Source organism: Corynebacterium sp. HMSC073H12, from assembly GCF_001837775.1.
Classification (GTDB): domain Bacteria; phylum Actinomycetota; class Actinomycetes; order Mycobacteriales; family Mycobacteriaceae; genus Corynebacterium; species Corynebacterium amycolatum.
In genome coordinates this window covers 72,732-98,248 of sequence record NZ_KV834027.1, presented here as the reverse complement: position 1 = coordinate 98,248, position 25,517 = coordinate 72,732, and the positions used below count along the sequence as shown (strand labels likewise).

The 25,517-nt window shown below is 60.6% G+C and carries 20 protein-coding genes; 17 read left to right on the top strand and 3 right to left on the bottom strand.

Annotated elements, in window-relative coordinates:
- The first annotated feature begins 6 nt into the window (after nucleotides 1-6).
- The 12 genes from HMPREF2708_RS02570 (at nucleotide 7) to HMPREF2708_RS02515 (ending at nucleotide 13,024) form a co-directional block, all read left to right on the top strand.
- Nucleotides 7-201 (top strand): ubiquitin-like protein Pup, encoded by a 195-nt coding sequence (locus HMPREF2708_RS02570; RefSeq protein ID WP_070831931.1) that lies wholly within the window; start codon nucleotides 7-9, stop codon nucleotides 199-201.
- A gap of 3 nt (nucleotides 202-204) precedes the next feature.
- A complete protein-coding gene (pafA, locus tag HMPREF2708_RS02565; protein WP_070831928.1) occupies nucleotides 205-1,695 on the top strand; it encodes a Pup--protein ligase in 1,491 nt (496 codons plus the stop codon).
- A 42-nt stretch (nucleotides 1,696-1,737) separates the two neighbouring features.
- Nucleotides 1,738-2,766: a helix-turn-helix transcriptional regulator gene (locus tag HMPREF2708_RS02560; protein WP_070831925.1), complete on the top strand. Its 1,029-nt coding sequence runs from the start codon at nucleotides 1,738-1,740 to the stop codon at nucleotides 2,764-2,766.
- Nucleotides 2,766-3,797: a helix-turn-helix transcriptional regulator gene (locus HMPREF2708_RS02555; protein ID WP_070831922.1), complete on the top strand. Its 1,032-nt coding sequence runs from the start codon at nucleotides 2,766-2,768 to the stop codon at nucleotides 3,795-3,797. The genes HMPREF2708_RS02560 and HMPREF2708_RS02555 overlap by 1 nt, the downstream gene beginning before the upstream one ends.
- Nucleotides 3,798-3,871: 74 nt before the next feature.
- Nucleotides 3,872-4,195: a Sec-independent protein translocase subunit TatA gene (gene tatA / locus HMPREF2708_RS02550; protein WP_005510726.1), complete on the top strand. Its 324-nt coding sequence runs from the start codon at nucleotides 3,872-3,874 to the stop codon at nucleotides 4,193-4,195.
- An 18-nt stretch (nucleotides 4,196-4,213) separates the two neighbouring features.
- Nucleotides 4,214-5,440, top strand: a complete 1,227-nt coding sequence (gene tatC, locus HMPREF2708_RS02545; RefSeq protein ID WP_246840308.1) for a twin-arginine translocase subunit TatC — start codon at nucleotides 4,214-4,216, stop codon at nucleotides 5,438-5,440.
- 24 nt (nucleotides 5,441-5,464) lie between these two features.
- The gene (locus HMPREF2708_RS02540) at nucleotides 5,465-8,251 is read left to right on the top strand and encodes a DEAD/DEAH box helicase (protein WP_070831917.1); all 2,787 of its coding nucleotides are present in this window, start codon (nucleotides 5,465-5,467) and stop codon (nucleotides 8,249-8,251) included.
- An 89-nt stretch (nucleotides 8,252-8,340) separates the two neighbouring features.
- The gene (locus tag HMPREF2708_RS02535) at nucleotides 8,341-9,456 is read left to right on the top strand and encodes a M24 family metallopeptidase (RefSeq protein ID WP_070831914.1); all 1,116 of its coding nucleotides are present in this window, start codon (nucleotides 8,341-8,343) and stop codon (nucleotides 9,454-9,456) included.
- A gap of 32 nt (nucleotides 9,457-9,488) precedes the next feature.
- Complete coding sequence (locus tag HMPREF2708_RS02530) at nucleotides 9,489-10,253, top strand: SDR family NAD(P)-dependent oxidoreductase (RefSeq protein ID WP_070831910.1); 765 nt, start codon at nucleotides 9,489-9,491, stop codon at nucleotides 10,251-10,253.
- Nucleotides 10,250-11,476, top strand: coding sequence for a bifunctional cobalt-precorrin-7 (C(5))-methyltransferase/cobalt-precorrin-6B (C(15))-methyltransferase (locus HMPREF2708_RS02525; protein ID WP_070831907.1), 1,227 nt, complete (start codon nucleotides 10,250-10,252; stop codon nucleotides 11,474-11,476). The genes HMPREF2708_RS02530 and HMPREF2708_RS02525 overlap by 4 nt, the downstream gene beginning before the upstream one ends.
- Nucleotides 11,477-11,522: 46 nt before the next feature.
- Nucleotides 11,523-12,296 carry a precorrin-4 C(11)-methyltransferase gene (gene cobM / locus HMPREF2708_RS02520; RefSeq protein ID WP_070831904.1) on the top strand — a complete coding sequence of 258 codons (774 nt, stop codon included), beginning with the start codon at nucleotides 11,523-11,525 and terminating at the stop codon, nucleotides 12,294-12,296.
- A complete protein-coding gene (locus tag HMPREF2708_RS02515; protein WP_070831901.1) occupies nucleotides 12,284-13,024 on the top strand; it encodes a cobalt-precorrin-6A reductase in 741 nt (246 codons plus the stop codon). The genes cobM and HMPREF2708_RS02515 overlap by 13 nt, the downstream gene beginning before the upstream one ends.
- 3 nt (nucleotides 13,025-13,027) lie before the next feature.
- On the opposite strand, the gene cobJ is transcribed toward HMPREF2708_RS02515, so the two are convergent.
- Genes cobJ through cobG form a run of 3 tightly spaced genes read right to left on the bottom strand, consistent with a single transcriptional unit; the run spans nucleotide 13,028 to nucleotide 16,482 of the window.
- Nucleotides 13,028-14,641, bottom strand: a complete 1,614-nt coding sequence (gene cobJ, locus HMPREF2708_RS02510) for a precorrin-3B C(17)-methyltransferase (protein ID WP_070831897.1) — start codon at nucleotides 14,639-14,641, stop codon at nucleotides 13,028-13,030.
- 3 nt (nucleotides 14,642-14,644) lie between these two features.
- Nucleotides 14,645-15,295 carry a precorrin-8X methylmutase gene (locus HMPREF2708_RS02505; protein WP_070831896.1) on the bottom strand — a complete coding sequence of 217 codons (651 nt, stop codon included), beginning with the start codon at nucleotides 15,293-15,295 and terminating at the stop codon, nucleotides 14,645-14,647.
- An 11-nt stretch (nucleotides 15,296-15,306) separates the two neighbouring features.
- Nucleotides 15,307-16,482 (bottom strand): precorrin-3B synthase, encoded by a 1,176-nt coding sequence (gene cobG, locus HMPREF2708_RS02500; protein ID WP_070831893.1) that lies wholly within the window; start codon nucleotides 16,480-16,482, stop codon nucleotides 15,307-15,309.
- A gap of 251 nt (nucleotides 16,483-16,733) precedes the next feature.
- Here cobG and HMPREF2708_RS02495 point away from each other — a divergent pair, with 251 nt between their 5' ends.
- The 5 genes from HMPREF2708_RS02495 to HMPREF2708_RS02475 all read left to right on the top strand — a co-directional run bounded on the left by HMPREF2708_RS02495 (nucleotide 16,734) and on the right by HMPREF2708_RS02475 (nucleotide 25,414).
- Nucleotides 16,734-18,293: a lipase family protein gene (locus HMPREF2708_RS02495; protein ID WP_070831890.1), complete on the top strand. Its 1,560-nt coding sequence runs from the start codon at nucleotides 16,734-16,736 to the stop codon at nucleotides 18,291-18,293.
- A 167-nt stretch (nucleotides 18,294-18,460) separates the two neighbouring features.
- Nucleotides 18,461-22,111, top strand: coding sequence for a cobaltochelatase subunit CobN (cobN, locus tag HMPREF2708_RS02490; RefSeq protein WP_070831887.1), 3,651 nt, complete (start codon nucleotides 18,461-18,463; stop codon nucleotides 22,109-22,111).
- 112 nt (nucleotides 22,112-22,223) lie between these two features.
- Nucleotides 22,224-22,862, top strand: a complete 639-nt coding sequence (locus HMPREF2708_RS02485; RefSeq protein ID WP_070831884.1) for an FxsA family protein — start codon at nucleotides 22,224-22,226, stop codon at nucleotides 22,860-22,862.
- Between the two features lie 38 nt (nucleotides 22,863-22,900).
- On the top strand, nucleotides 22,901-24,589 hold the full coding sequence (gene lnt / locus HMPREF2708_RS02480; protein ID WP_070546148.1) for an apolipoprotein N-acyltransferase: 1,689 nt from the start codon (nucleotides 22,901-22,903) through the stop codon (nucleotides 24,587-24,589).
- Between the two features lie 12 nt (nucleotides 24,590-24,601).
- A complete protein-coding gene (locus HMPREF2708_RS02475; protein WP_049170520.1) occupies nucleotides 24,602-25,414 on the top strand; it encodes a polyprenol monophosphomannose synthase in 813 nt (270 codons plus the stop codon).
- Nucleotides 25,415-25,517 lie beyond the last annotated feature (103 nt).

Here is a 25,517-nt window from a genome sequence, read left to right as displayed (position 1 = left end):
AATAACATGGCTGGTAACACTCAGGTCTTCGGCGGCGGTTCCGGCGGAGGCGACGAGGAAGAGTTCGGCGAGGTTTCTGGCGGCGGCCAGGCTCAGGAGCACGTTGCAGCTGCTGACGATCTGCTGGATGAAATTGATGGTCTGCTGGAGAACAACGCCGAGGAGTTCGTGCGCTCGTATGTCCAGAAGGGTGGCCAGTAAGAAGTGACTGACCAGCAGGTACCAGCACAAGCGCTGACCCGACGCATCACCGGCATTGAGACCGAGTTCGGCATCACTCTGACGCTGGATGGCTCGCGTCGCCTGGGGCCGGATGAGATTGCCCGATATATGTTCCGACCGGTGATCGCCAAGTACGGGGCAACCAACATTTTCACCCCCAATGCTGGGCGTATGTATCTCGATGTCGGAAGCCACCCGGAGTACGCCACCGCTGAGTGCGATTCTGTCTCGCAGCTGGTCGCGTACGACCGCTCGGGCGAGGTCATCCTGAACGAACTCGCCGAAAGGGCTGAAGCAGAGCTTGCTGACGAGGGCATCGGTGGCAAGGTCTACCTGCTGAAGAACAACGTTGATACCGTCGGTAACTCCTACGGTTGTCACGAAAACTACCTGGTTGGACGTGAACTGGGGCTGAAGTCCCTGTCCAAGCTGCTGCTACCTTTCTTGGTTACGCGACAGCTCATTTGCGGGGCGGGGAAGATTTTCCTGCCGTACCCAACCTCGCCGTATCACAACGATCCGATTCAGTACTGCTTCTCGCAGCGCGCGGATCATGTGTGGGAGGGCGTCTCCAGTGCAACGACGCGCTCCCGGCCGATTGTTAACACTCGCGATGAGCCACACGCGGACTCCAACCGATTCCGCCGCTTGCACGTCATCGTGGGCGACTCCAACATGAGTGAGACGACGACCGCACTCAAAATTGGCTCCACTCAGTTGGTCCTGGAGATGATTGAAGCTGGCGTGAAGTTGCCGGACTTCGAGGTCGCCAACGAGATCAAGTCCATCCGTGCGGTGAGCCGCGATATGACGGGCAAGGCCGAGATTCCACTGCGCAGTGGCGAAACTGCCACCGCGCTGCAGATTCAGCGCGAGTTCCTGGACGCTGCGGCGCAGTGGCTGAAGGTCCGCGAAGAAAACATGGTCAACGAGGACAAGGGCATTGCCGGTGCCGGCACGTCCAACGAGGAAATGGGCCGCATTGTCGAGCTGTGGGGTCGCGCACTGGATGCCGTGGAAACCGGTGACTGGTCTCTCATTGAGCACGACATTGACTGGGCCATTAAGTACTCGCTAATGAAGCGCTACTTGGACCGCGGTCTGACTCTGGAGGATCCCAAACTTCATCAAATCGATTTGGCCTACCACGACATCCGTCCCGGCCGCGGCATCTTCCGCGCGCTGGAAGCCCGTGGCATTGCCTCGCGGTGGATTACCGATGAGCAGGTCGCTGAGGCAGTCCGCACCGCACCGCCGACTACTCGTGCGAAGCTGCGCGGTGATTTCCTCGTTGCAGCTGAAGAATCCAGTTTGAAGACCGTCGTGGACTGGACACACCTGAAGATTTCCGGCGATGATCCCGTCTCCACGATGCTCGGCGACCCCTTTGCCACGGAAAACGATGAGGTCAGCGAGATGATTGAGATTCTGACGGCTGCGAAGAAGACCTCGGATACGCAGCCGGAAAACTAGTTCCGTCCCAGGAAACCGCCCAGGAAAAGGAGCCCCACAGTCGTGTCTGTCCCACCTGTATCGGAAAGCCCCGGAACCGCCGCGATCAGTGAGAACCAACGCCAGGTTCAGCTGCTGTTGGCGCTTGCCGACGACACCGGGTGGGTAAGCGAGTCGTGGATCTCCAAACATGTCGAGGGTTACTCCCGTGTTTCCGAGGAATCTCGGGCTCGGTATTTACGTGCGGACACCGCAGCACTCCTGGCAGCTGGGGTCCCGGTGGAGGTTTCGTCGTCAAGCACTGGCGATAAGGTCAAGCGCCTGCGTCTGAACAGACTGCGGTGGCCCCAGCACGACCCCGAATTCACTGAAGCGGAGGCTTCGGTGGTGTTCCAGGCGGCGAATGCGGCGTTTGGTTCGGAGGAACTGAGTTCGACGGCTGTGGCGGCGTGGCGGAAGCTCGCATCATTTGCGCAGCGCAGCGCCATTGCGAAGCCGGATGAGTCGGTGGTGGTAGCCGATGCGGTGGATATGAGTAGGGCGGATTTCAGCACGCTGCTGACCGCAATGACCTCGCCGCGCCGGACGGTGGAGATGTGGTACTCCCGCCAGTACGGCGTGGATGATGAACTGCGCATGCTGGAGCCTTGGGGTTTGATTAACCTGCGCGGACGCTTCTATGTGCTGGGTTTTGATCCGCAGCGTGAGGCGGCGCGTATGTTCCGGCTCAGCCGTATCCGCGATGTGTCGGATACGGGAACGTCGGCGACGCAGCCAATGCCCGATGGTGACTTGCAACAGATTGCGGAAGAGATGTTGCACCGCGGTGGGAAGACGTATCAGGCGGTCGTTCGTATTACCCCGAATACCTGCGCTGATGTCGTAATGAAAGCAACAGCGCTGGGGGAGGGCCGCTACGAGCTGCCAGCGGCACCTGTGAGCGAGATTGTGTCCACAGGATTGAGTTACGCACCGGATTTGATCGTGGAATCACCTGAAGAGGCACGATCGGAAATTATTGCTCGGTTGGAGCAGGTACTCGCGCGCCATGGCGGATTGAATGGTACGGGCAATACTTTGGAGGGCAACTAATGACAGTGCATGCAGCCCGAGAACTGGACGCAGGTGTCAGCGTCGACGAGTTGTTGGCAGTCGTACCGTATTTTTCGCAGCACCGTTCAATGACAGAGGCCGCAACCGAGCTGGCCATCCCTTTTGCCCGAATTCGGGCAATCGTGGAGCAGATTGCCGATATTGACCAGCCAGGACTCCTCGGAGTGAGGGCTTTCGAAGTTGATTACCGCAACAGCTTTGACATCCGCATACGCCCTCAGGCAACGGTGCTCAGCCACCCGCGTGCGCTCACAGCCGAGGAAACCGCGACCTTGCTGCTCATCCTGGAAACCATCGAGGACTCCGCAGCCACCACTTCCTCCGAAGCCGCGCAGACAGCTGCGACGAAGCTCCGCAGCGCCCTGGGGACGAACGTTCCCATCATTGACTCGACCGCCGCGGAGGATGGCAAGGCCTTTGCCTTTTCCGAGCAGATTTATGCTGCGCTGCATCAGCGCAAAGTGCTGAAGGTGCGTTACCGGAATGCCTCAGGGCAGGTTACAGTCCGTGAGCTTGACTGCGTCAACGTTTATACAGTTGAGTCCACGACGTACCTCCGCGCTGTCGACCGTGCGCAGGAAGACAGCCGTCAGAAGAGCTTCCGCGTCGACCGCCTGGAGGCCGCCGAGGTCCTCGACACTCCCGCCGGTTTCCACCGCCCAGAGCCCGTCGATATCCGTGATCCCCACGCCTTTGGTGCGGAAACGGGAACGTCCGAATGGGCGAGTGTGCTTATCGACGCCGACGCCACCTGGATCGCCGACTACGAACCGGTCTTTTTCACCGAAGATGAGGAGGAAGAAGAAGTTACCGAACTGGTCTCTGAGCAAGGCTTAGGGCAGTCGGAATTTGCCGCTGACGTGCCTATGTCCGACCTGGCCGCAACAGTCTCCTTTGTGCTCCGCCGTTCACCGAGCGTAAAAGTCACTGAGCCCCTAAAATTGAAAAACGCCGTTGTTGCGCGAGCCTCTGAGGCTTTGGCAGAGTATGGTCGAAACGACAAAGCTTAAACTAGAGCTTCTATCGCGCACGATGTGGCAACTTGCCACTTGTATTTGTATTCATTTGAAAGGTCTCTAAGCGGATGCCGAACCTAGGTCCCTGGGAAATCATCATTATCCTGGTTGTTCTTGTTTTGCTCTTTGGTGCAAAGAAGCTGCCGGATGCCGCACGTTCGCTCGGCCGCTCCATGCGTATCTTCAAGTCCGAAGTCAAGGAAATGCGCAACGATGACGAGCAACAGGAGCAGGCTGCAATCCAGCAGGCTCCGCAGGCCCAGCCACAGCAGCCGTACCAGCCGCAGCAGCAGTACCAGCAGCCGGCGCCCCAGGCTCAGCCGCAGCAGCAGTACCAGCAGCCATACCAGCCGCAGCCTGGCCAGAACAACCCTGGCCAGCCGCAGCAGTAGTAGAAGGCCGGTTGAAGCGTGACTTCAGCTACATCCACATCACGTCCTCGGAAGCGCCAACGTAAGCGCAATCCCGAGGGCGTGATGACTATTGTCGAGCACATTCAAGAGCTCCGGCGTCGTCTCGTTCTCTCTCTTGCTGGTATCGCCGTTGGCACTGTTGTGGGCTTCATCTGGTACCAGACCGCCTTTACAATTGGCCAGTTCCGCATACCGTTTACCTCGACCGATGTCGGTCCGCTGCACTTTAAATCCCTGGGTGAGTTGCTCAAGGATCCGTACTGTCAGCTTCCACCCGAGATGCGTCTCGGCGGCGGCGAAGGTGCGGAGTGTCGTCTGCTGGCGACCAGTCCGTTCGAAATGTTCATGCTGCGACTAAAGGTCGGCGCGTTGGCCGGTCTGGTGATGTCGTCGCCATGGTGGCTCTACCAAATTTGGGCCTACATCACCCCTGGCTTGGTTCGGAAGGAACGCCGCACCACCCGCCGAGTTGTGACTGCCGCAGCACTGCTGTTTGTCATGGGTTCCGTCCTGGCTTACTTCGTTGTCGCCTTCGGTTTGGAGTTCTTGCTTCAGATTGGTGAAGAAACGCAGATTTCTGCGCTCACCGGTTCGCAATACTTCGGTTTCGTCCTCGCACTAATTCTGGTTTTCGGAGTCAGCTTCGAAGTTCCGCTCTTCGTGGTGATGTTGAACATGGCGGGCGTCATTACCTACGAGGGCATCAAGGACAAACGCAGCATTATCATCATGTCGCTGTTTGTCTTTGCGGCTTTTATGACGCCAGGTCAGGAACCAATATCTATGGTCGCGATGGCGACGGCGCTGACATTGCTGGTGGAAATCGCAATCCAATTTTGTCGCATCCATGACCGTCGTAAAGCAAATGAGCGACCGGAGTGGTTGGACGTCGATGACGAGCATGGCTCCGGACCAATCACGGCTTCCGGTCCGATTGGCTCCGCTGGCGGTATCGGCGACGTGGGCGGCATCGACGCCCCGACTTCAGTAAGCACGCCGACGTCGATTCAGCCGGGCGGCATGCCGACGGCATCAGCAGCTCCGACGACCTCCCCGATCTCTGGCCCGACGCCAGTGAACGCACCGACACCGACGCAGGCATCCCAGATGCGCCCGACCCGCAATTCGCGCCCACCGCGGCCACACGGAATGATTCCGGAGACTCCGATGCCGACGCAGGACTTGCGAAATCGTCCGACAAGCGACTTTGATGATGTTCTCTAGCGCGGTTTATGACACTCTAGAGACATGACTCTTCTCGGCGATTTCGTCAGCCAACAGGATTTCGATCTTGACGACTTTCAGCTCTGCGCCTGCCAATCAATTGAGGCAGGGCGGGGCGTTGTCGTCTGTGCACCCACCGGTGCGGGCAAGACTATTGTTGGCGAATTCGCTATTTATGCAGCTCTCGAGCGCGGTGGCAAGTGCTTTTACACCACACCTATCAAAGCGTTGAGCAACCAGAAGTACCACGACCTAGTCGAGGACTACGGCGAGGACCGCGTGGGCCTGCTCACTGGCGATACCTCAATTAATGGCGACGCAGACATCGTGGTGATGACCACCGAGGTGCTGCGCAACATGATCTACGCGAACTCGCCGACGCTGAAGAAACTCACGCATGTGGTGATGGACGAGATTCACTACCTCGCTGACCGCGAGCGCGGCGCTGTGTGGGAAGAGGTTATTTTGAACCTCGACCAGTCCGTGGCCGTCATCGGTTTGTCCGCGACGGTGTCCAACTCCGAGGAATTCGGGCGCTGGCTGTCCACGGTGCGCGGGCACACGGACGTTATTGTCACGGATCTGCGTCCGGTTCCGCTGCATCAACACATGCTAGTGGGCAGCCGGCTCTATCCTCTTTTCGAGGCGAAGTCGGACAAGGTCAATCAGGACCTGCTGGAGGCGTGCCGTCGCGCCGAATTCGGCTACGGGAATGCTGGGGCCAGGGAGCGCTACCAGTACAAAAAGCACAAGGGCGGTGGGCGCTCATACAGCTGGGGCGATAGGGGGCAGCGCAAGTTCCGCCCGCCGAAGCGCGGCGATGTTATCCGCATGCTCGGCTCCATGAACATGCTGCCCGCGATCGTTTTCATCTTCTCCCGCGCGGGCTGCGAAGGCGCGTTGGCGCAGGTCGGCGCTACTCGCGCAGAACTCACTGACCGAGATGAGCAGGAGCGCATCGCCAAGATTATCGATGACGGTGTGGCTCACATTCCGAAGGAAGACCTGCAGGTTCTCGGCTTCCTGCGCTGGCGCCGCATTCTCATCCGAGGTTTTGCGGCGCACCACGCGGGCATGCTGCCTGCGTTTCGCCACATTGTGGAAGAGCTCTTTAACGAAGGCCTGGTCAAGGTCGTCTTCGCCACCGAGACGCTCGCGCTGGGCATCAACATGCCTGCCCGCACGGTTGTGCTGGAGAAGCTGGTCAAGTTCAACGGCGAGGCACACGTAGATCTCACGCCCGGTCAGTACACGCAGATGACGGGTCGCGCTGGCCGCCGCGGTATCGACACCGTCGGCAATGCCGTAGTGCAGTGGGCCCCAGCAATGGACCCGAAGGCCGTCGCAGGGCTGGCATCCACACGCACGTACCCGCTGATCTCCACCTTCGCACCGAGCTACAACATGAGCGTCAACCTCCTGCAGACACTCGGTTACGAGGGGTCGAAGCGTGTCATGGAGCGCTCGTTCGCACAGTTCCAGGCGGATGGCGACATCGTCGGAGTCGCCGCCGAACTGTCCAAGGCCAAGCAAGAAGCCGCGGCCCTGCGTGCGGAATTGCTCGGCAGGGGAGCCGATGCGCACGCTGAAGGGGCGGAGGCTGAGGGGTCGTCGTCAAGCGGGGAAGGCAGTTCGCGTGACGACGAGCGCCTGACCCAGATGCTCGAATACCTGGATCTGCGCGCGAAGCTGACCCAGGAGGAGAAGAACGCCAAGCGCCGCAATATTGAAGACCGCCACACGGAAACGGTGACCGCGCTGCGAAGGCTCCGTCGAGGCGAGGTTATTCCGCTGCCGAAGGGTAAGAAGGTGCAGTTGGCGGTGGTGTACCGAGAGGACCATTCGAAGTCGAATCCTCGTCCGGGTGTCATCAGCGTCGGCGGATTTGTAGGCCGTGTGGAGCCGCATATCTTCCCAGCGGCACCGCAGACAGTCGGCTCGATTAAGTTGCCGCGGGATGCGGATCGGCATCCGCGACGTGCGCTCGGTATTGTGCGTGCAGAGATCGGCCGCAAGGGGCTGAAGGGGCCAAAGCGGCTGAAGCGCCGCACTGGTGGCAACTCTCCGGCGGTGAGGAAGTTGCGGCAGGAATTGCGCGAGCACCCGCTGCATGGAGATCCTGCGGTGGAGACGATGGCTCGTCACGCCGATACGCTGCGGCAGGCTGAGGCGCATGTGGCCAAGCTGCAAAAGCGCGTCGATTCCGCCTCGGATACGTTGGCACGCACATTCGACCGAATGCTGCAGTTGCTGGCACAGATGGACTATGTCGAATGGCCGGAGGGCGCGGAGCCGACGATTACGGAGGAAGGCCTGCGACTGGCGCAGATTCACAACGGCTCGGATCTGCTGGTGGCCACGTGTCTGCGCCGCGGTATTTGGGATGACCTGGACCCCGCGGAACTAGCCGGTGCGGTGTCGAGTTTGGTCTTTGAAAACCGCAAGGCCAGCCAAGGCAGTGACGAGGTGCCGACCGAGCCGCTGGCCAAGGCGCTGGGGAATACCTACCGAATCTGGGAGGAACTGTCGGAGGATGAGCGCCGCTACCGGCTGCCGGTGACGGACTTGCCGGATATGGCTTTTGCCACTGCAATTCATCAGTGGACTGCGGGGGCGCCGCTGGGGTACTGCCTGCAGGCAGCGGCCGAAAGTGGCGCGGAGCTGACTCCGGGTGACTTTGTCCGCTGGTGCCGTCAGGTCATTGATCTGTTGCAGCAGATCAAGAAGACGGGCTACTCCACGGACATTCGCGATAAGTCTGCCGAGGCTATTCAGGCGATTCGCAGGGGAGTAGTGGCGCTGAATAATTAGTTGCCGGTTAAGTTGGTCAGACGAAGCCTCGTCGCCCCGGGGCCACTCAACCGGCGACGGGCGCAGGCTGACGGGTACAGTTGGCAACTATGAGCAACGGTATCTTTAGCTTTGACATCTATCAGCAGCGTCTGGATCGCACCGCGGAGCTACTCCGCACCCGCGATGCAGACGCTGCAGTCTTTGGAACCGGCGCTGACCTGCAGTATCTCATTGGTTCTGCGGTCACTTCGCATGAGCGTCTCACCGCGCTGGTGGTCACCGCAGCCGGCACAACCACGCTGGTATTGCCCGCCGTTGAGCGCGGTGACCTGCCATTGTGCGCTATCAACGACCTCGACGCCGATGTGGTGTTGTGGGAGGACGGTCAGGATCCACACCGCATTGTCGCCGACCTAGTCGGCCACGTGGGCACTCTCGCAATTGGGGCGTCGTTGACCGCTGACCACCTGATTCCCATTCAGGATCTCACCGGAGCCAAGACTGTGTTGGCCGGAGAACTGCTGAAGGAACTGTTCATGCGCAAGGACGCCGCTGAGATTGATCAGCTGCGCGAGGCCGGCGCCGCCATTGACCGCGTTCACGCTCGTGTGCCAGGCATGCTGCGTGCAGGTCGCACCGAGCGCGAGGTCGCCGATGAAATCTCGACAGCCATCCTGGAGGAAGGCCATGTCGCCATTGACTTCGTCATTGTCGGCTCGGCTGAAAATGGTGCTAATCCGCACCACGATTTCTCCGACCGCGTCATCGAGGACGGCGACGTGGTGGTCGTCGATATCGGAGGCACCTTGCCACTCGGCTACCACTCCGATTGCACGCGCACCTATGTCGTCGGCAAGCCGGGGGAGAAGGAAACCGCAGCGTGGGCGGCCCTGCGGAAGGCTCAGGAAGCTGCTGTAGCAGCGGTACGCCCGGGTGTGACGGCTGCAGAGATTGATGCGATTGCGCGCAATAGCCTCACCGCTGCGGGCTACGGCGAGTACTTCATTCACCGCACTGGTCATGGCATTGGCCTGTCCACCCATGAAGAGCCGTTCATTATGGCTGGCAATGAGCTTGCACTCGAGCCTGGCATGGCGTTTTCGGTGGAGCCGGGCGTGTACCTGCCGGGCGAATTCGGTATGCGGCTGGAGGACATCATCATTGTCACCGAAGATGGCGGCGAATCGGTCAATAACGGTCCGCACGATTTGATTACCGTCTAACCGAGGTTTAGGGGAAAGGTATTTTCTAGCGCATGGGACACGTACTCGTACTTGGTGCCACCAGCGAAATCGGCGGGGAAGTTGCCGCGCGGTTGGCCAATCACAACACCTTCACGCTCGCTGCGCGCCGCACTGAGGCGCTCGACGGCATTGCCGGTCGCCTCATCGATGCCGGCGCCGTCGCGGTGCACCGCATCCACTTTGATGCCGATGACATCGCCGCACACCGCCAGTTCGTTGAGCACGCCTGGCAGCACGGTCCCATCGACACGGTGATTGTCGCGTTCGGCATCCTCGGCGATCAGCAGAAGTGTGAAGAGTCCGGGGAGGCTGCGGCGGCGGTCATTCACACCGACTTCACGGCTCAGGCGTCGATTCTCACAGAGATTGTCGCGCGCATGGAGTCCGACATCGCCGCCGGCAAACTGCCTGTGCGCGACAAGGTCGCGGGCCGCATCATGGCCTTTTCCTCTATCGCAGGTGCCCGCGTGCGCCGCGCCAACTACGTCTACGGTTCGGCGAAGGCCGGCCTCGACGGTTTCCTCCAAGGCATGCAGGACCGCCTGCACGGCAGCCATATTCAGCTGACGATTGTCCGCCCGGGCTTCGTCATCGGCCGTATGACCGAGGGCATGAAGCCGGCGCCGATGTCCTCTCGCCCCGCCGAGGTAGCTGAGGCCGCCGTCACCGCCTTCGACGGCCGCAAGCCATATGTCTGGGTGCCGCGCAAGCTGGCGTTGCTCGCCCGTGCTACACATCTGACTCCTCGCTGGATTTGGCGGAAGATGCCCCGATGAGCCAGAAGCTTCGCGTCGTCGGGATTGGCTGCGACGGGTACGTTGGTCTGTCCGCCCGCGCTGTCGAGGCGTTGTCATCGGCTCGCCGCATCATTGGCTCTCCCCGTCAGCTCCGTTTGCTTGCCGACGTCAACCTGGACGCCGAACTCTCTCCTTGGCCAGGTGGCTTCTGGAAGGACTGGCAGGCCACCCTGGCAGATGTTGACCCCACAGTCGATGTCATCCTCGCCAGTGGGGATCCGATGTTCCACGGTGTAGGGGCGTCCCTGGTCCGGGAGCTCGGCCGTGGCGCCGTGGAGGTTATTCCAGCGCCATCGTCGGCCTCATTAGCCTGCGCCTACCTCGGCTGGCCCTTGCATGACACTCCGGTGATTTCGCTGGTGACAGGGGAGCCGGGAATACCTGGAGCCGCGCGTGTCGTACCGGTAGCAGATGCACTGCGCCCCTTCCTCGTGCTGTGTCGAAACGCGGACTCAGTGCAAGAGGTCGCTACTGTCTTGGCCGACCGCCCAGACACCAAACTCACCGCGCTGACCAATCTCGGTGGCTCGGAGGCGACGGGGCTGCCGGAGTCTGTGGCCGAAGGCACGGTGGCGAGTCCTCCGGTTGCAGCTGGAAATCTCACGGTGCTGGCGGTGGAGCCGTCGGGAAGCGCGCGCGGCTGGCTGCACGACGGTGACTTTGACTCGGATGGCCAGCTGACGAAGGCACCGATTCGCCAAATGACCGTCGCCGCGTTGGATCCTCGGCCGGGAGCACTGCTGTGGGATGTCGGCGGTGGCACAGGATCGATTGGCATTGAGTGGGCTCGGCACGGCGGACACACGGAAATTTTTGAGCGCGATGCTGTTCGTGCAGAGCGAATTGCTAAGAATGTGGCGAACCTGTCGGGCAATGTGACTGTCCACCACGGCGCAGCACCAGGGGTTTTGGCTGACTCGGATCTTCGCCCCGATGCCATTTTCATCGGCGGAGGTCTCACTGCAGACGGCATGATTGAGACCTGTTGGCAACGCCTTGCCCCGGGTGGCACCATCGTCGCGAACACCGTCACGCTGGAGTCTGAGGCTCTGCTGTGGCAGGCACGTCGCGACTATGGCGGGGATGTCACCCGGCTTTCCGTGGAGCGCGCAGGTGCAGTCGGCACTTTCACTGCATGGCGGCCGGCGTTGCCGGTGGTGCAGTGGGTGGCGGTGAAGCCAGTAGAGCCTGCGCTACCATAGACGTAATTTCTCTGTCTAAAAAATATTGAGGACTCTGTAACCCACAATGACTGTGTATTTCATCGGTGCAGGCCCGGGCGCAGCAGATTTGCTGACGCTGCGCGCGGACCGGCTTATTCGCTCCTGCCCAGTGTGCCTTTACGCGGGATCGATTGTCCCGCCTGAGGTACTGGAGAGCTGCCCCGAGGGCGCAGAGATTATCAATACCGCGCGTATGCCGCTGGATACCATCATCGAGACCATTCAAGCGGCACATGCGGCGGGCAAGGATGTCGCACGCCTGCAGTCCGGCGACCCGTCGGTGTGGTCGGCGCTGGCAGAGCAGGTCCGTCGTCTCAGCGAACTCGACATTGACTACGAAATTGTGCCAGGTGTGCCAGCTTTTTCCGCTGCTGCGGCAGCTCTTGGACACGAGCTCACGGTGCCAACTGTCGGCCAGTCAGTCGTGCTGACTCGTATCTCCGGGCGTGCTTCCAAGATGCCAGAGGGCGAAACCCTGGAAAACTTCGGCCGCACGGGTGCGACTCTGTGTATTCACCTGGCCGCCCATGACATCGACCGTGTGGTAAAGGAACTCACCCCGCACTATGGCGAGCACGGTCCGGTGGCAGTCGTCGCTTTCGCATCCCGCCCGGAACAGGTTATTCTCCGTGGCACGCTCTCTGATATTGCGCAGCAGGTCAAGGATGCAGGTGTGACTCGTACAGCGGTCATCATTGTCGGCAAGGTACTAACCGCCGAGGCGTTCCCGGATAGCTACCTCTACAGCGATGATCGCCCGCGCGATGAACACGGACGGACCATTCCATGCGTGCACTAATTCTGGGTGGAACTGCTGAGGCCCGCGCCCTGGCCAAGCGCCTAGTGGGCGAGGGCTGGTTTGTCACCTCTTCACTGGCTGGTCGAGTTTCAAACCCCAAGCTGCCCGTCGGCAATGTCCGCATCGGCGGTTTTGGTGGTCCCGCGGGGCTCACGCGATGGCTGATCGCCGATGCCACCGAAGTCATCATCGACGCCACGCATCCTTATGCGGAGCGAATCAGCGAATCTGCCGCTGAAGCTGCCCGCGCCACCGGTCTTCCGCTCGTGGCGCTACATCGCCCAGCGTGGGAGAGGCAGCCCGGCGACAACTGGGTTGAGGTGTCCTCTATGCAGGAGGCCGCGGACGTTGTTGCCGACCGTTTCTACAGCCCGTTTCTCACTATTGGCCGTCAGCAGCTTGCTCCATTTGCCGGTGACTCCAACGGCCGGTACCTCATTCGCTGCGTGGAACAGCCCGCGCCGCCGCTGCCGAAGAATCGGAAGATTATTCTCAGCCGTGGACCATACGAAGTCGCAGCGGAGCGAAAGCTCATGCGGGATTACGCCGTGGACTGCGTGGTAACCAAAAACTCCGGTGGTGCTGCTACTTACGCCAAGATTGAGGCAGCCCGCGACCTGAAGAAGCCGGTCGTTATCGTGCAGCGCCCGCAACTGCCCGGCGCAGATATCGCCACCGTCGCCACAACGGTGGATGAGGCGTACAACGCCGTCATCCGCCGGGCGTAGCGGCTAACGCAGCAACTCGCCGGTTCCACTCGTGCCACCCTCACCGTAGTGGCGCGCGGTGTAGACACGGGTGGTTTTGCCAGCACGGTATGCCTTTGTCGACGACGAACCGATAATCACCATTGTTCGCATATCGACGACGTCCGGATCGAACTCCGCCAACGTGGTCACGGTGACGTTTTCCTGCTCCGAGCCAACTGCCCGCGCCACAATCACAGGCGTTGTCGGCTCGCGATACTCCATGGCCAATGCGCGTAGCTCTCGGATCTGCCACCTCCGCGATTTGGACGCCGGGTTGTAGACAGCAAACGCCATGTCTGCTCCGGCTACGGCACGCACTCGCTTAACGACGACCTCCCAGGGCTTCAACCTGTCGGAGAGACTGAGCATCGCAAAGTCATGGCCAAGGGGAGCGCCCACCCGACTTGCGACAGCCTGAGCCGCAGTCATTCCCGGCACGACTCGTACGGGAATGTTTCGCCACATATCGTCGTCAGCGACTTCCAACACTGCCGCCGCCATGGCGAAGACCCCCGGGTCACCGGAGCTGACCACCGCAACGCGACCACCGCGCCTGGCAATATCCAGCGCCATAGTGGCTCGCTCTGCCTCAACGCGGTTATCTGAGAGATGACGGCGTTGCCCGGCGCGCTCAGGAACTCGGTTGATGTAGGTGGAGTAGCCCACCAGATCCGTGGCCCGTGCCAATTCCTCGGTAACTTCTGGGGTAGTCCAGCGCTCAGCACCCGGGCCCAGGCCGACAACTACGACTTCACCGACCGCTGAGGTGGCCGACTCAATTGCCGTATCGGTGGCTGTATCGCTCGCCGCGGCATCAGCTGGCGCATTAGGAACCCCAGAAACACTCCGTTCAGTGCCGTAGACAGCGGAAGGCACGATGGCTACTGCAAAGTACGGAACTTTCTCCGGGTCAGCGTCGGCCAGCGGGTAGCTGGTGCGCTCACTCATGGTTGCTCGCTCGACAACATAGGCGCGCTCGAGCATGCCAGCGGCCTGCAGAGCTGTACGAACCTTCTCAACGTTTTTCCCCAGCTTCATAATGACTACACAGTCTGAGGCATCAAGAACCGCAGCGATGCGCTCGGAATCTGCAGTGGCTGGGACAACGCTGACGATTTCGGTAGCCTCGCCGAGCGGCTGGCCAATCTCTGCTGCCGCCGCAGTAATGCTGGCCACGCCAGGGACAATCTCAGTGGGGAAGTCTTCACTGAGAGCGTGGTGCAGATGCTGGTACGAGCTGTAGAGCATCGGGTCACCGAGCGAGAGCACCGCAACGCTTCGGCCTGCAGCCAAGTGCTTGTGCAGGCGAGAGGTGGCCTCTGCATAGAAACCGGCCAGCTGCTCGCGGTAGTCGGCTGGGCGCCCGGTGGTCACCGGGTATTGCAGTTGCTCTTCCACGGCGGCGTCGTCACGCGCGTCAATCAGTTCAGCGGCGATTGCGCGAGCCGTGGAACGCCCGTGAGTTCCGGCATGGTAGGCAATAACATCGGCAGTACGGATGATGTCGGCACCGCGGAGTGTAATGAGACTTGCGTCGCCGGGGCCGAGTCCGATGCCGTAGAGATGACCAGGCTGAGCGCTGTAGGAGCCGGACATGGTTTAGAGAATCTCCTTTGCGGTGGCGATGGCATTGAGGGCAGCACAGGTGATAGCCGAGCCACCGCGGCGACCGGTGACGGTGATGTACTTCAGCTCCGAGTTGTCGGCACCGGAGTCGATAGTGGCCTGCTTGGATTCCGCAGCACCGACGAAGCCGACTGGCATGGCCAAAATGGCAGCGGGCATGGGGAAGGATCCCTCATTGATGCGGTTGAGCAGGTGGAAGAGGGCAGTGGGAGCGTTGCCGATGGCGACGACCGCGCCCTCTAGGCGAGGCTTCCACAGTTCCACGGCAGCAGCAGTGCGAGTGGTGCCGAGTTCGTGAGCCAGTTCGGGGACGCGCTCATCACGCAGCAAGCAGATGACTTCGTTGTCAACAGGTAGGCGCTTGCGGGTAATGCCCGAGGCGATCATGTTGACATCGGTGAAGATAGGAGCGCCATCCTCGAGAGCCTGGCGAGCTGCGCGCACAGCTCCCGTGGAAAAGACGATGTCCTTGGCCAGGTCGGTCTGACCTGCTGCGTGAATCATTCGGACAGCGACGGTTTCCTCATCGGCGTCGAAGCGGGAAAGGTCGCTTTCTTCGCGAATGATGGCAAACGAGTTGCGGTAAATATCCGCACCGTCGGTGTTGTACTCAAAGCGCTTCATAGGCTTAAAGCCTAGTCCACAGCAGTGACTTCGTATTCTCCGTCCCCGGTGGCGAGATAGTCGAAGTAACCGCCCTTGGGCTTGCCACAGCGGCGCTCACAGCCGGAGAAGTGCACGCGCCCCTCGGGTAGTCGACCATCGGCAATTGCATGAGAAGCATCGCCGCGGGTGTCAGCCAGCGACTTTTCGCAGCCGGGGCGACCGGTGCAGGCGCTGACGCGCAGCCAGGTGGACTTCCGGTCGAAGATCAGGCCATTGGGCGCCAATACCTTGACGACCTGTTCGGCAACTTCCTCTTCCAAATCGTGCAGAATCAGCGAATACCACGGAGTGATATGAACTGGAACCTGCGTGTGCGAGATAGCTCGGGCCAAACGCGCCGGGAGGACACCAAAGCGCAGGCCAGCGGCCAGGCTAACCAGCCCATCCGGCTGGTCAATCCAACCGATCTGGCGGGACAGCCCGGCGGTGGCATCGAAGTTCTCAGCCGGGGTCGGCTCCTGCCGACGGACACGCTCGCCCAGCTCCTCGACTACGCCATCAGCAACGCGCTCGGCCGCATCTGCTTCGGCGATACGCCAGGCCGAGCCACGGCTGTCATTCCACACCTTCGCTGTGGTGATGAGGACCTCCACGACGTCGTCACGCGAGACAATAAGCCCCGAGGTCGCGCCACCAATGATGAGTTCGAACGTGTTCTCATCGTGGGCGACAACGCCGAAGTCGGGGCGCTCACCGAGGACATCACCACGGCCGTCGTCGAAAGCCATGAGCGTGCGGCCAGGAAGTGTTGCCAGAGACGGCTCCGCAATGAGCGCCGCGTCGAAATCCTGAACCAAGTCGCGGACATCAGCATTACCGCCGACGCGACCGGACAGTGGAGACTGAAGAACGTTGCGCACGCGGTCGTGGCTCGTGGAGGGAACCAGCTTTTCCTCTTCTGCGGCATCGGCGAATGCGCCGGTGTTAGTGATGCCACGGATCTGAACATTGCCGCGGGAAGTGAAGTGAATATCGCCATCACCGAAGTTCTCGGCCAAATCGGCGAGTACGGCAAAGCCCGGCGCGGGGAGGAACCCGCCAGGGAAGCGAAGGCGACCAATCGCGCCATCAGCGGCGATATGAACCTTTCGGGTGCCGGGGCAACCGTCTTGACGGGTACGAGCTCCTTGATCAGATGCAGTCATACTTCCAAGAATACGCAAACACGCACAGAGCTGAGCCCCCGAAAACAGGGGCTCATTATCCGGACCTTTTCAGCCCAACGAAACCATTCTGAAGTGGAGTTTTGATAGCCCCGTGCAAAAAACATACAAATTCTTCACTAAATCCACCGATTTACCTTTTTAAAACCTTATTATTTCCATAACCTAACTTCCTCCGAATTAAGGGAAGTCTTCATTGGGGTTTTTCAATCTGAGGTTATTCAGGAGATTTCATGCCACATCACGACACTGAGGCACGCGCAAACGACACCGTCGGCACCGGCCATGCCTCGACACAGACGCACTCTGCTTCACGACGAAACCGTCGCACCATCCGAACGGGAATCGGGGTAGCGCTTGCGGGGCTTATGACCATCGGCCTGGCTACACCTGCAAACGCTCAGCCACTAAGCGTACCGGGCCTGTCAGATAGTGGGCTGACGGATAAGGTGTCGTCGTCAAGTGCAAACCGCGAATTGCCTGGTTTCGGCCATGTACCGAACCCGAATGTGGAGAGGCTACTCGGCATTGAGAAAGACGATGAGCAGTCAGGCAGCGAGGGCACGGGCAAGCAGCTAACACCGGAACAGGCACGCGTGGCCGCAGCCTCGCCACTGAATTCTCTGCCGCTGACCCCGTCGCGCACGGCAAATGCTGGCACGCTGGTCAGCAGCGAGGATGCCAAGATGATGGTGAACGACAAGCTGTGGAATGTGGATGCCAAGCGTATTCATTACAACTCCACGGATTCCCTCGGCAATCCCAGTGTGGACACGGCCATTGTGGTAACTCCGAAGACAGAGTGGAAGGGCAGCGGTCCGCGTCCGGTCGTGGCGATCGCGCCGGGTACGCAGGGTGGCGCGGAAAAGTGCGACCCGTCGGTCTCATCGCAGACCGGGTTGAAGATTGAGTTCGGTCCGATGGACATTATTGCTCCATACGAGACGATTCCGATGGTCGCGAACTTGAAGCGCGGTGCGACTGTGGTGATGATTGACCACCACCGCAATGACCAGGGTAATCAGGACTACGTCGACAATATCGCCTCGGCACAGTCACTGTTTGATGCCGTGTCTGCCTCACACGAGCTAGGCGTGGATCAAAAGGCGCCCGTGGGAATCTATGGCTACTCCCAGGGTGGCTCCGCAGCCGCTGCAGCCGCTGAGCGTGCAGGTGTCTACGCTCCGGAGCTCAACGTCGCCGCTTCTGCCGCCGGCGGCCCGCCGTCCGACCTCGCAAACGTCCTCGACCAGATTGATGGCACGACCCTGACCGCCGCGATTGCGCTGGCAATCAACTCTGTCCTGGATAAAGATCCGGAGCTGCGCCGCGTCCTCGAAGAAGAAATCAGTCCCGAGGGCAAGAACCTGCTGGACAACGTGGGCAACTACTGTGCGGGCGGCTTGGGTTTCCATCACGCGTTTGAAACCACTGACCAGTACACGACCAGCGGAGAGTCACTCAGTGAGCTAATTAAGCGCTACGAGCCGGTACAGAAGGAACTGGCACGCCAGCGCGTCGGCAACTTCGTGCCGAATGCCCCGGTGTACCTCTACTCGGGTGAGCACGATGACATCATTCCCATCAACCAGGTCCGCAAGCTACGTGATGCCTGGCTGAATCTCGGCTTCACCGACCTGGAGTACGTCGAAAACACGACTTCGCCGCTACTGCCGAAGACGGGTCTGAACCATGTCGTTCCGATGCTCGCGGAACTGACTAATGCCACCGACTTCCTCTGGTCCCACTTCCCGGAACAGCCGGCGGAGCAGTCGCTGGAACTCGAGCAATAGACGCTGCAGTAGAGTGATGGAGAAATCCACTGCCATACCGCTGACGAGAAGCTCGGTGAAAATCCGCACGGTCGCGCCACTGTCACAGTCAGACCTCGTCATCGGTTAGAAGGCAGACTCCCGCCGACCGGGGACGCGTTGCTCCCCAGGAAGTGAATGACTACACCGTGATTCTGCTGCTGTCGACCTCGGATACCGACCTTCTGTCCGCCCGCGCGGCCGCTCAGGCCAACCCGGAGGTGTCCTACCGTTGGGCAAACCCGGCGCGTCTGCTCGACGATGATTTGCCCACGCTTGCCGACGGCGCCGATGTCGTCATCATCCGACTTCTCGGTGGCCGCCGCGCATGGGAATCCGGCATCGACTACTTTGTGAACTCCGGTATTCCCACCGTCCTCGTCTCGGGTGAGCAGGCGCCCGATGCCGAACTCACCGAGTACTCGACAGTTCCCGCAAACGTCGCCACGCAAACGCACATCTACCTGGCGGAAGGCGGCGCGAAAAACCTCGCACAGCTGCACAATTTCCTGTCGGACACACTGCTTCTGACCGGTCTTGGCTTTGAAGAGCCCACTCGCATGCCGGCCTGGGGTTTCCTGGAGCGCGGCTCCAAGGTGACCAAGGAAGATTCCCTCGGCACCGTCGGCATTATTTACTACCGCGCCCAGCACCTGGCTGGAAATACGCACTATATTGAGGCGCTCGCTGACGCAGTCGAAGCTCGTGGCTACGTCGCCAAGCCCATCTTCGCCGCGTCCCTGCGCACCGCCAGCGATGAGCTGCTGGCAGAGCTGGCTTCCTGCGACGCGCTCATCACCACGGTGCTCGCCGCTGGCGGCAACCGCCCGGCGCTCGCGCAGGCCGGTCAGGACGACGACGGTTGGGATGTCGCCGCACTCGCAGACCTAAACATCCCCATCATCCAGGGGTTGGCTCTGACATCCTCCAAGGCGACGTGGGAGGATAACGACGAGGGTCTGTCGCCGCTAGATGTCGCGACCCAGGTCGCCGTCCCCGAATTCGACGGCCGCATCATCTCGGTCGCGTTCTCGTTTAAGGAAATCGACTCCGACGAGCTCATTTCCTACGTTCCAGACCTTGAGCGCTGCGACCGCCTCGCCGGCATCGCCACCCGTTACGCCGCACTTCGCCACATCGCCAATTCCGACAAGCGCGTCGCCGTCATGCTCTCTGCGTACCCGACCAAGCACGCCCGCATCGGCAACGCTGTCGGCCTGGACACACCAGCATCCACTTTGAAGGTGCTACACGCGCTTGCCGACGCCGGATACAACCTCGGCGACACCACCAAAATCCCCGGATACGCCACCGCCGAGGATGGTGCCGATGAACCAGATGCGTTCATGCACGCCATCATCGATGCCGGCGGCCAGGACCCGGATTGGCTAACCGAAGAGGTCATGGAGGCAGCCGAGCTCCGCCTGCCCGCTGCCACCTACGAGAAGTTTTTCGCTACCTTGCCGGAGGAACTCCGCTCCGACATGCAGGACAAGTGGGGGGCCGCGCCGGGCACCCTGTACGTCCACCCGGATACCCAAGACATCTACATTGCGGGCCTGACCTTCGGCAATGTCGTGGTCATGGTGCAGCCACCACGTGGTTTCGGTGACAACCCGGTGGGTATCTACCACGACCCGGATCTGCCGCCGACGCATCACTACCTGGCCTGCTACCGCTTCCTGTCGCTGCCGCAGGCGGAGGGCGGTTTCGGCGCCGATGCCGTGGTTCACATGGGCAAGCATGGCAACCTGGAGTGGCTGCCGGGCAAGACCGTCGGTCTTTCCGCCTCCTGTGGCCCGGATGCTGCCATCGGCGAGCTGCCGATGATTTACCCCTTCCTGGTCAACGACCCGGGCGAGGGCACACAGGCCAAGCGCCGTGCTCACGCCACACTGGTCGACCACCTCATTCCGCCGATGGCCCGCGCCGAGTCTTACGGCGACATCACCCGTCTGGAGCAGCTTCTCGACGAGCACCAGAACATCTCCGCCATGGATCCGGCCAAGTTGCCGGCTATCCGCCAAGAGATTTGGACGCTGCTGACCGCCGCGAAGATGGACCGTGACCTTGGCTGGGACGAACGCCCGGACGAGGAGGTCTTCGATGACATGCTTATGCATGTCGACGGCTGGCTCTGTGAGATTAAGGACGTCGCCATCCGCGGTGGTCTCCACATACTCAGCCAGGCACCGGAAGACGAGTCTCTAATTGGCACTGTGACCACCATGCTGCGTGCCCGCCAGCTGTGGGGAGGCAAGCAGACGCTCCCGGGCCTGCGTGAAGCTCTCGGCCTGGCCGAGGATGGCTCCGACGAGCGCCACACTGTGGACTCCATCGATGCACTGGCCACAGCGTTGGTGACTGCCGTGGTGAAGAATCCTGACCAACCAGTGGCACAGATCGCGGCTGATGTTCTCGGCTCCGAGGAATTTGCCAATATCGCGGCACCGAACGGCCTCGATCAGGTTGTCGAGCTGCTGCAGTTCACCCGCGACGAAATTCTCCCGCGCTTGGCCGCTACCAGCGAGGAAATCCCGCGCATTCTTTCGGCCTTGGACGGCGAGTTCGTTCCAGCTGGCCCCTCCGGTTCACCATTGCGCGGTCTAGTCAACGTACTGCCGACTGCCCGCAACTTCTACTCGGTAGACCCCAAGGCGGTGCCGTCGCGCCTGGCTTGGGAAACCGGTGTCAACCTCGCCGATGGTCTGATTGAGCGCTATCGCGCCGACCACGGCGAGTATCCCAAGTCGGTTGGTCTGTCGGTGTGGGGCACTTCCGCAATGCGTACTTCCGGCGATGACATCGCCGAGGTGCTCGCGCTGATTGGTGTGCATCCGGTGTGGGATGACGCATCTCGCCGTATCGTCGGCCTTGAGCCGATTCCGTTAGAGGAACTGGGCCGCCCGCGCATTGACGTGACCGTCCGTATTTCCGGTTTCTTCCGTGATGCGTTTCCGCATGTTATCGACCTTTTGGATGATGCGTTTCAGCTCGTCGTCAAGCTTGATGAATCCGATGAGGACAACTACGTGCGCGCCCATGCGAAGGCCGACCAGCAGGAGCGTCCGCGCCGTATCTTCGGTTCCAAGCCGGGCACCTATGGAGCTGGTCTGCTGCAGCTGATCGATTCCGGTTCCTGGCGCGATGACGCGGATCTGGCGAAGGTTTACACGACCTGGGGCGGCTACGCCTACGGTCGCGGCGTCGATGGGGAAGAGGCTGCTGACGATATGAAGACGGCCTACCGCCGTATTCAGGTTGCCGCGAAGAATGCCGATACCCGTGAGCACGACATCGCCGACTCCGATGACTACTTCCAGTTCCACGGCGGCATGATCGCCACGGTCCGTGCGCTGACGGGTTCTGCTCCGGAGGCATATGTGGGCGATTCCACGCGCCCGGACACCGTGCGCACCCGCACCCTGCACGAGGAAACGCGACGTGTCTTCCGAGCCCGCGTAGTCAACCCACGCTGGATGCAAGCCATGCGTAATCACGGCTACAAGGGCGCCTTCGAAATGGCTGCAACGGTCGATTACCTCTTCGGTTACGACGCGACGGCACAGGTCATGGATGACTGGATGTATGAAACGCTTACCGACGAGTACGTTGCGAACCCGGAAAACCGCGAGTTCTTTGAACAGTCGAATCCGTGGGCTCTGCACGATATTTCCGAGCGCCTGATGGAGGCCGCCGAGCGCGGTATGTGGGAAAACCCCGACCAGGAACGCATGGATCTGCTGCGCCAGACCTACCTGGATACAGAGGGCGACTTAGAGGAGCGCGCTGACCGGTAGGCGAGCGCCAGTCGTCATCTAACTTGCCGCTACAGCCGGCTAGAAGACGACAAGAGAACCGGCCGATAACCCTAACCACTTGCTCATCTAGTGGCGGTTACACTGGGGAACTATGAGCAAGTGGTTCACAATTATTTACCTCATTGCCGAGATTGCGGCCTTTATCGCACTCGGTGAATGGATTGGCTACGGCTGGACCGTCCTATTGGTTTTGGGCCTGTTCATTGTGGGGTTGGTCTTCGCCGCTATCGAGTTCAAGCGCATCTACCAGAAGTTGCTGCTGGATACTTCTCGTACTCTTACCGAGTACGGACAGAAGCATCCGGAGGAGGCAATCAAGCGCTCGGCAAAGGGCGCGGGACACTTTGTGGCTGACTCGGCAATTCTGTTGGTAGGCTCCTGGCTGATTGCCCTGCCGGGCGTCGTCACCACGGTTGTTGGTTTCCTCATGGTGCTACCGCCGACTCGCTGGTTGATTCGTAAGAGCGGATCGGTGGCGCTGCTCAACGGGCTCCGCAACTTCAGTGACCGCAGCATGATGGTGGTCTCTCAGTACGGCATGAACCCAGGTACTCCAGGAGCTGGCGCTGGTGCTGGTGCTGGTGCTGGCGCTGGCGGTTTTTCGGGTTTCCCTGGATTCTCTGGTGGTTTCCCGGGTGCGGATGGCAAGGCCTTCCCACAGGATAAAATCGTCCCACCGGCACCGGACAACGCCTGGGATGATGACCAGGACGACAGCGACAAGCGCTAACTCAAAAACTCGCAAACGTAGAGAGTTCTCTTATACAAGTGCACACTAACCGCCAAGCGCGCTCCAGCGAGCACGGGAACGTCGCTCAGAAAGACGCTTCGAAAGACATTCTGGAGAATCCGAATCGCTGGCAGGCGCGCTTTCGCGCGCTTACCCCACTAAAGCAGCGCCTCGTTCTCGCCTTCATTGCAATCCTCGCTGGTGGATTGCAGTTCTTAAGCTATGCGCCCATGAGCTGGTGGTGGACGGCCTGGATCGGCCTCGCCCTGCTCATTTTTGCCTTCTTCTGCGCAGCCGATTGGAAATCCAGCGTAGTGGTGGGCTTCAGCTGGGCAACAGCGACGGCTCTTTTCTCACTGCCGTGGATCGGCTCCTTCGTCGGCATTGGCCCCTACGTGGCGCTCTCAATTGTGCTGGGACTGCTCGCAATTCCGGCGGCGCTTGCGATGTGGCTGATTGCCCAATCCAGTTTCCCCCTCGCGCTGAAGCTCCCTGGCATGGCCGCTGCGCTCGTGGCAGGGGAGGCGCTGCTAGCCCGCTGGCCTTTCGGAGGCTTCCCCTGGCTCCGCGTTGCCTGGGGGCAGGTCGACGGCCCGCTGGCCCCAGCAGTGGCAATCGGCAGCACTGCATTGGTCACTTTCCTCGCTGCTTGCGTTGGTGCGGGTCTGGTCGCGCTCACGCTACGTTCCTATGCAACCTCCGCTGCGCTTTTGGTGGGAGCGTTATTCGTCGGCTGGGTTCTTCCTGCGTGGACCCAACCGCTGCCTGAGCCTACGGCCGCTGACAACACCCGTGTCGCGGTTATCCAGGGCAATGTTCCGCGCCTCGGTTTAGAGTTCAATGCCCAGCGCCGCGCAGTCCTGCAAAACCACGCCGATGCCACCAATGAGCTGGCCCGACGTGTCCACCAAGGTAAGGAAGAGCAGCCGGACATCGTCATCTGGCCCGAAAACTCCTCCGATGTCAGCCCGTTTACGGATGGGGAAGCGGCACGCATTATCGAAAACGCCGCGATGAATATTGGCGCTCCCATCGTGGTCGGCACCTTTACCTACACCAATGGGGTGCAAAACACCATGGTGGTCTGGGATCCGCAGACCGGCCCCGGCGACCAGCACGAGAAAATCTATCTCCAGCCCTTCGGCGAGACCATGCCATTCCGCGAACTGCTACGTCACTTTTCCGACATGGTCGCTCACGCCGGAGACATGACTCCGGGCAACGGCGATGCCGTGGTTACAACGCCAGGCACCGATGGTTTAAAGAAGGTCAATCTAGGCGTGGCCACCTGTTACGAAGTGGTCTTCGATGGTGCCTTCCGCAACGCAGTCAAACACGGCGCAACCATGCTGGCCACGCCCACAAATAACGCCACCTTCGGTTTCACCGACATGACCTACCAACAGCTGGCCATGAGCCGCATGCGAGCCATGGAGTTCCAACGCTCCACGGCCGTCGCCGCAACCAGCGGTGTGAGCGCGATTGTGGATGCGCACGGAGACGTCGTAAAGCGGAGCAAAATCTTCGAGCAGAAGGTACTCACTGAAACTCTGCCTCAGTACGCCCACCTGACTTTTGCAGCCCGCTTCGGGACGTGGATTGAAGGTCTACTGACCGCATTCGGTATTCTTTGTGTGGTTGGTGCCGTCCTGCGTCGCCGTGGCGGAGATGCCAGGGCAGGCGCAGATGAAGTTGATGGCCGGGATACTGAGCAGAACATGCACTAAGGAGAATCACGAGTGACTGCCCTAAATGAGTCGACGCTGGTTGTCATTCCCACTTTCAACGAGCGGGAAAACCTGCCGGGCGTGATTGCACGCCTGCGCGCAGCGGAGCCTCGCGTCGACATTTTGGTTGTCGATGACTCTTCACCAGACGGCACCGGTGAGCTCGCCGATGAAATCGCTGCCGCTGACAAGTCGGACAACGGCGAAGAGCACATCTACGTCCTGCACCGCGAGGGCAAGGGTGGTCTCTGGGGTGCGTACCGCGCGGGCTTCGCTTGGGGTCTCGAGCGAGACTACGAGGTTCTCTGCGAGATGGATGCCGACGGCTCCCACGCACCAGAGCAGTTCCATCTGCTGCTGGAGAAGCTCGAGGACGGTGCCGATGTCGTCATCGGTTCCCGCTACATTCCGGGCGGCAAGACCGTCAACTGGCCAATGAGCCGTCAGGTTCTCTCCCGCGGCGGCAACCTCTACATCTCGCTGGCGCTCGGCGCGGGCATCTCGGATATCACCGCTGGCTACCGTGCTTATCGACGGGAAGTTCTCGAAACCCTCGATCTCGACAACATTGGCAAGGCTGCGTACCTGTTCCAGACCGAGCTCGCTTTTGAGGCTGTACAGGCTGGCTTCTTGGTGGAGGAGGTTCCGATCACCTTTACTGAGCGCGAGTACGGCGAGTCCAAGATGGATGGCAGCTTTGTGAAGCAGTCACTGCTGCAGGTCACCAAGTGGGGATTCAAGCACCGCTCACAGCAGGTAAAAAACCTGGGGTCGGAGATTGGTCGCCTGGCTGGTCACGAGTTTAAGCAGCGATTCCGCAAGTAGGGCACCCTAAAAAACTGACAACCGCAAAAATTGCGGGCTGCATGTATGAATGCTGGCTGCATGTATGAATGCAGGCTGCAAATGTGAAACTGTGCGAGTTTAT

Excerpts from the sequence above, each read along its gene's own strand:
- HMPREF2708_RS02570 (WP_070831931.1), top strand. The coding sequence starts at position 7 with ATGGCTGGTAACACTCAGGTCTTCGGCGGCGGTTCCGGCGGAGGCGAC.
- HMPREF2708_RS02555 (WP_070831922.1), top strand. The coding sequence starts at position 2,766 with ATGACAGTGCATGCAGCCCGAGAACTGGACGCAGGTGTCAGCGTCGAC.
- tatA (WP_005510726.1), top strand. The coding sequence starts at position 3,872 with ATGCCGAACCTAGGTCCCTGGGAAATCATCATTATCCTGGTTGTTCTT.
- HMPREF2708_RS02540 (WP_070831917.1), top strand. The coding sequence starts at position 5,465 with ATGACTCTTCTCGGCGATTTCGTCAGCCAACAGGATTTCGATCTTGAC.
- HMPREF2708_RS02535 (WP_070831914.1), top strand. The coding sequence starts at position 8,341 with ATGAGCAACGGTATCTTTAGCTTTGACATCTATCAGCAGCGTCTGGAT.
- HMPREF2708_RS02530 (WP_070831910.1), top strand. The coding sequence starts at position 9,489 with ATGGGACACGTACTCGTACTTGGTGCCACCAGCGAAATCGGCGGGGAA.
- HMPREF2708_RS02525 (WP_070831907.1), top strand. The coding sequence starts at position 10,250 with ATGAGCCAGAAGCTTCGCGTCGTCGGGATTGGCTGCGACGGGTACGTT.
- cobM (WP_070831904.1), top strand. The coding sequence starts at position 11,523 with ATGACTGTGTATTTCATCGGTGCAGGCCCGGGCGCAGCAGATTTGCTG.
- HMPREF2708_RS02515 (WP_070831901.1), top strand. The coding sequence starts at position 12,284 with ATGCGTGCACTAATTCTGGGTGGAACTGCTGAGGCCCGCGCCCTGGCC.
- cobJ (WP_070831897.1), bottom strand. The coding sequence starts at position 14,641 with ATGTCCGGCTCCTACAGCGCTCAGCCTGGTCATCTCTACGGCATCGGA.
- HMPREF2708_RS02505 (WP_070831896.1), bottom strand. The coding sequence starts at position 15,295 with ATGAAGCGCTTTGAGTACAACACCGACGGTGCGGATATTTACCGCAAC.
- cobG (WP_070831893.1), bottom strand. The coding sequence starts at position 16,482 with ATGACTGCATCTGATCAAGGAGCTCGTACCCGTCAAGACGGTTGCCCC.
- HMPREF2708_RS02495 (WP_070831890.1), top strand. The coding sequence starts at position 16,734 with ATGCCACATCACGACACTGAGGCACGCGCAAACGACACCGTCGGCACC.
- HMPREF2708_RS02485 (WP_070831884.1), top strand. The coding sequence starts at position 22,224 with ATGAGCAAGTGGTTCACAATTATTTACCTCATTGCCGAGATTGCGGCC.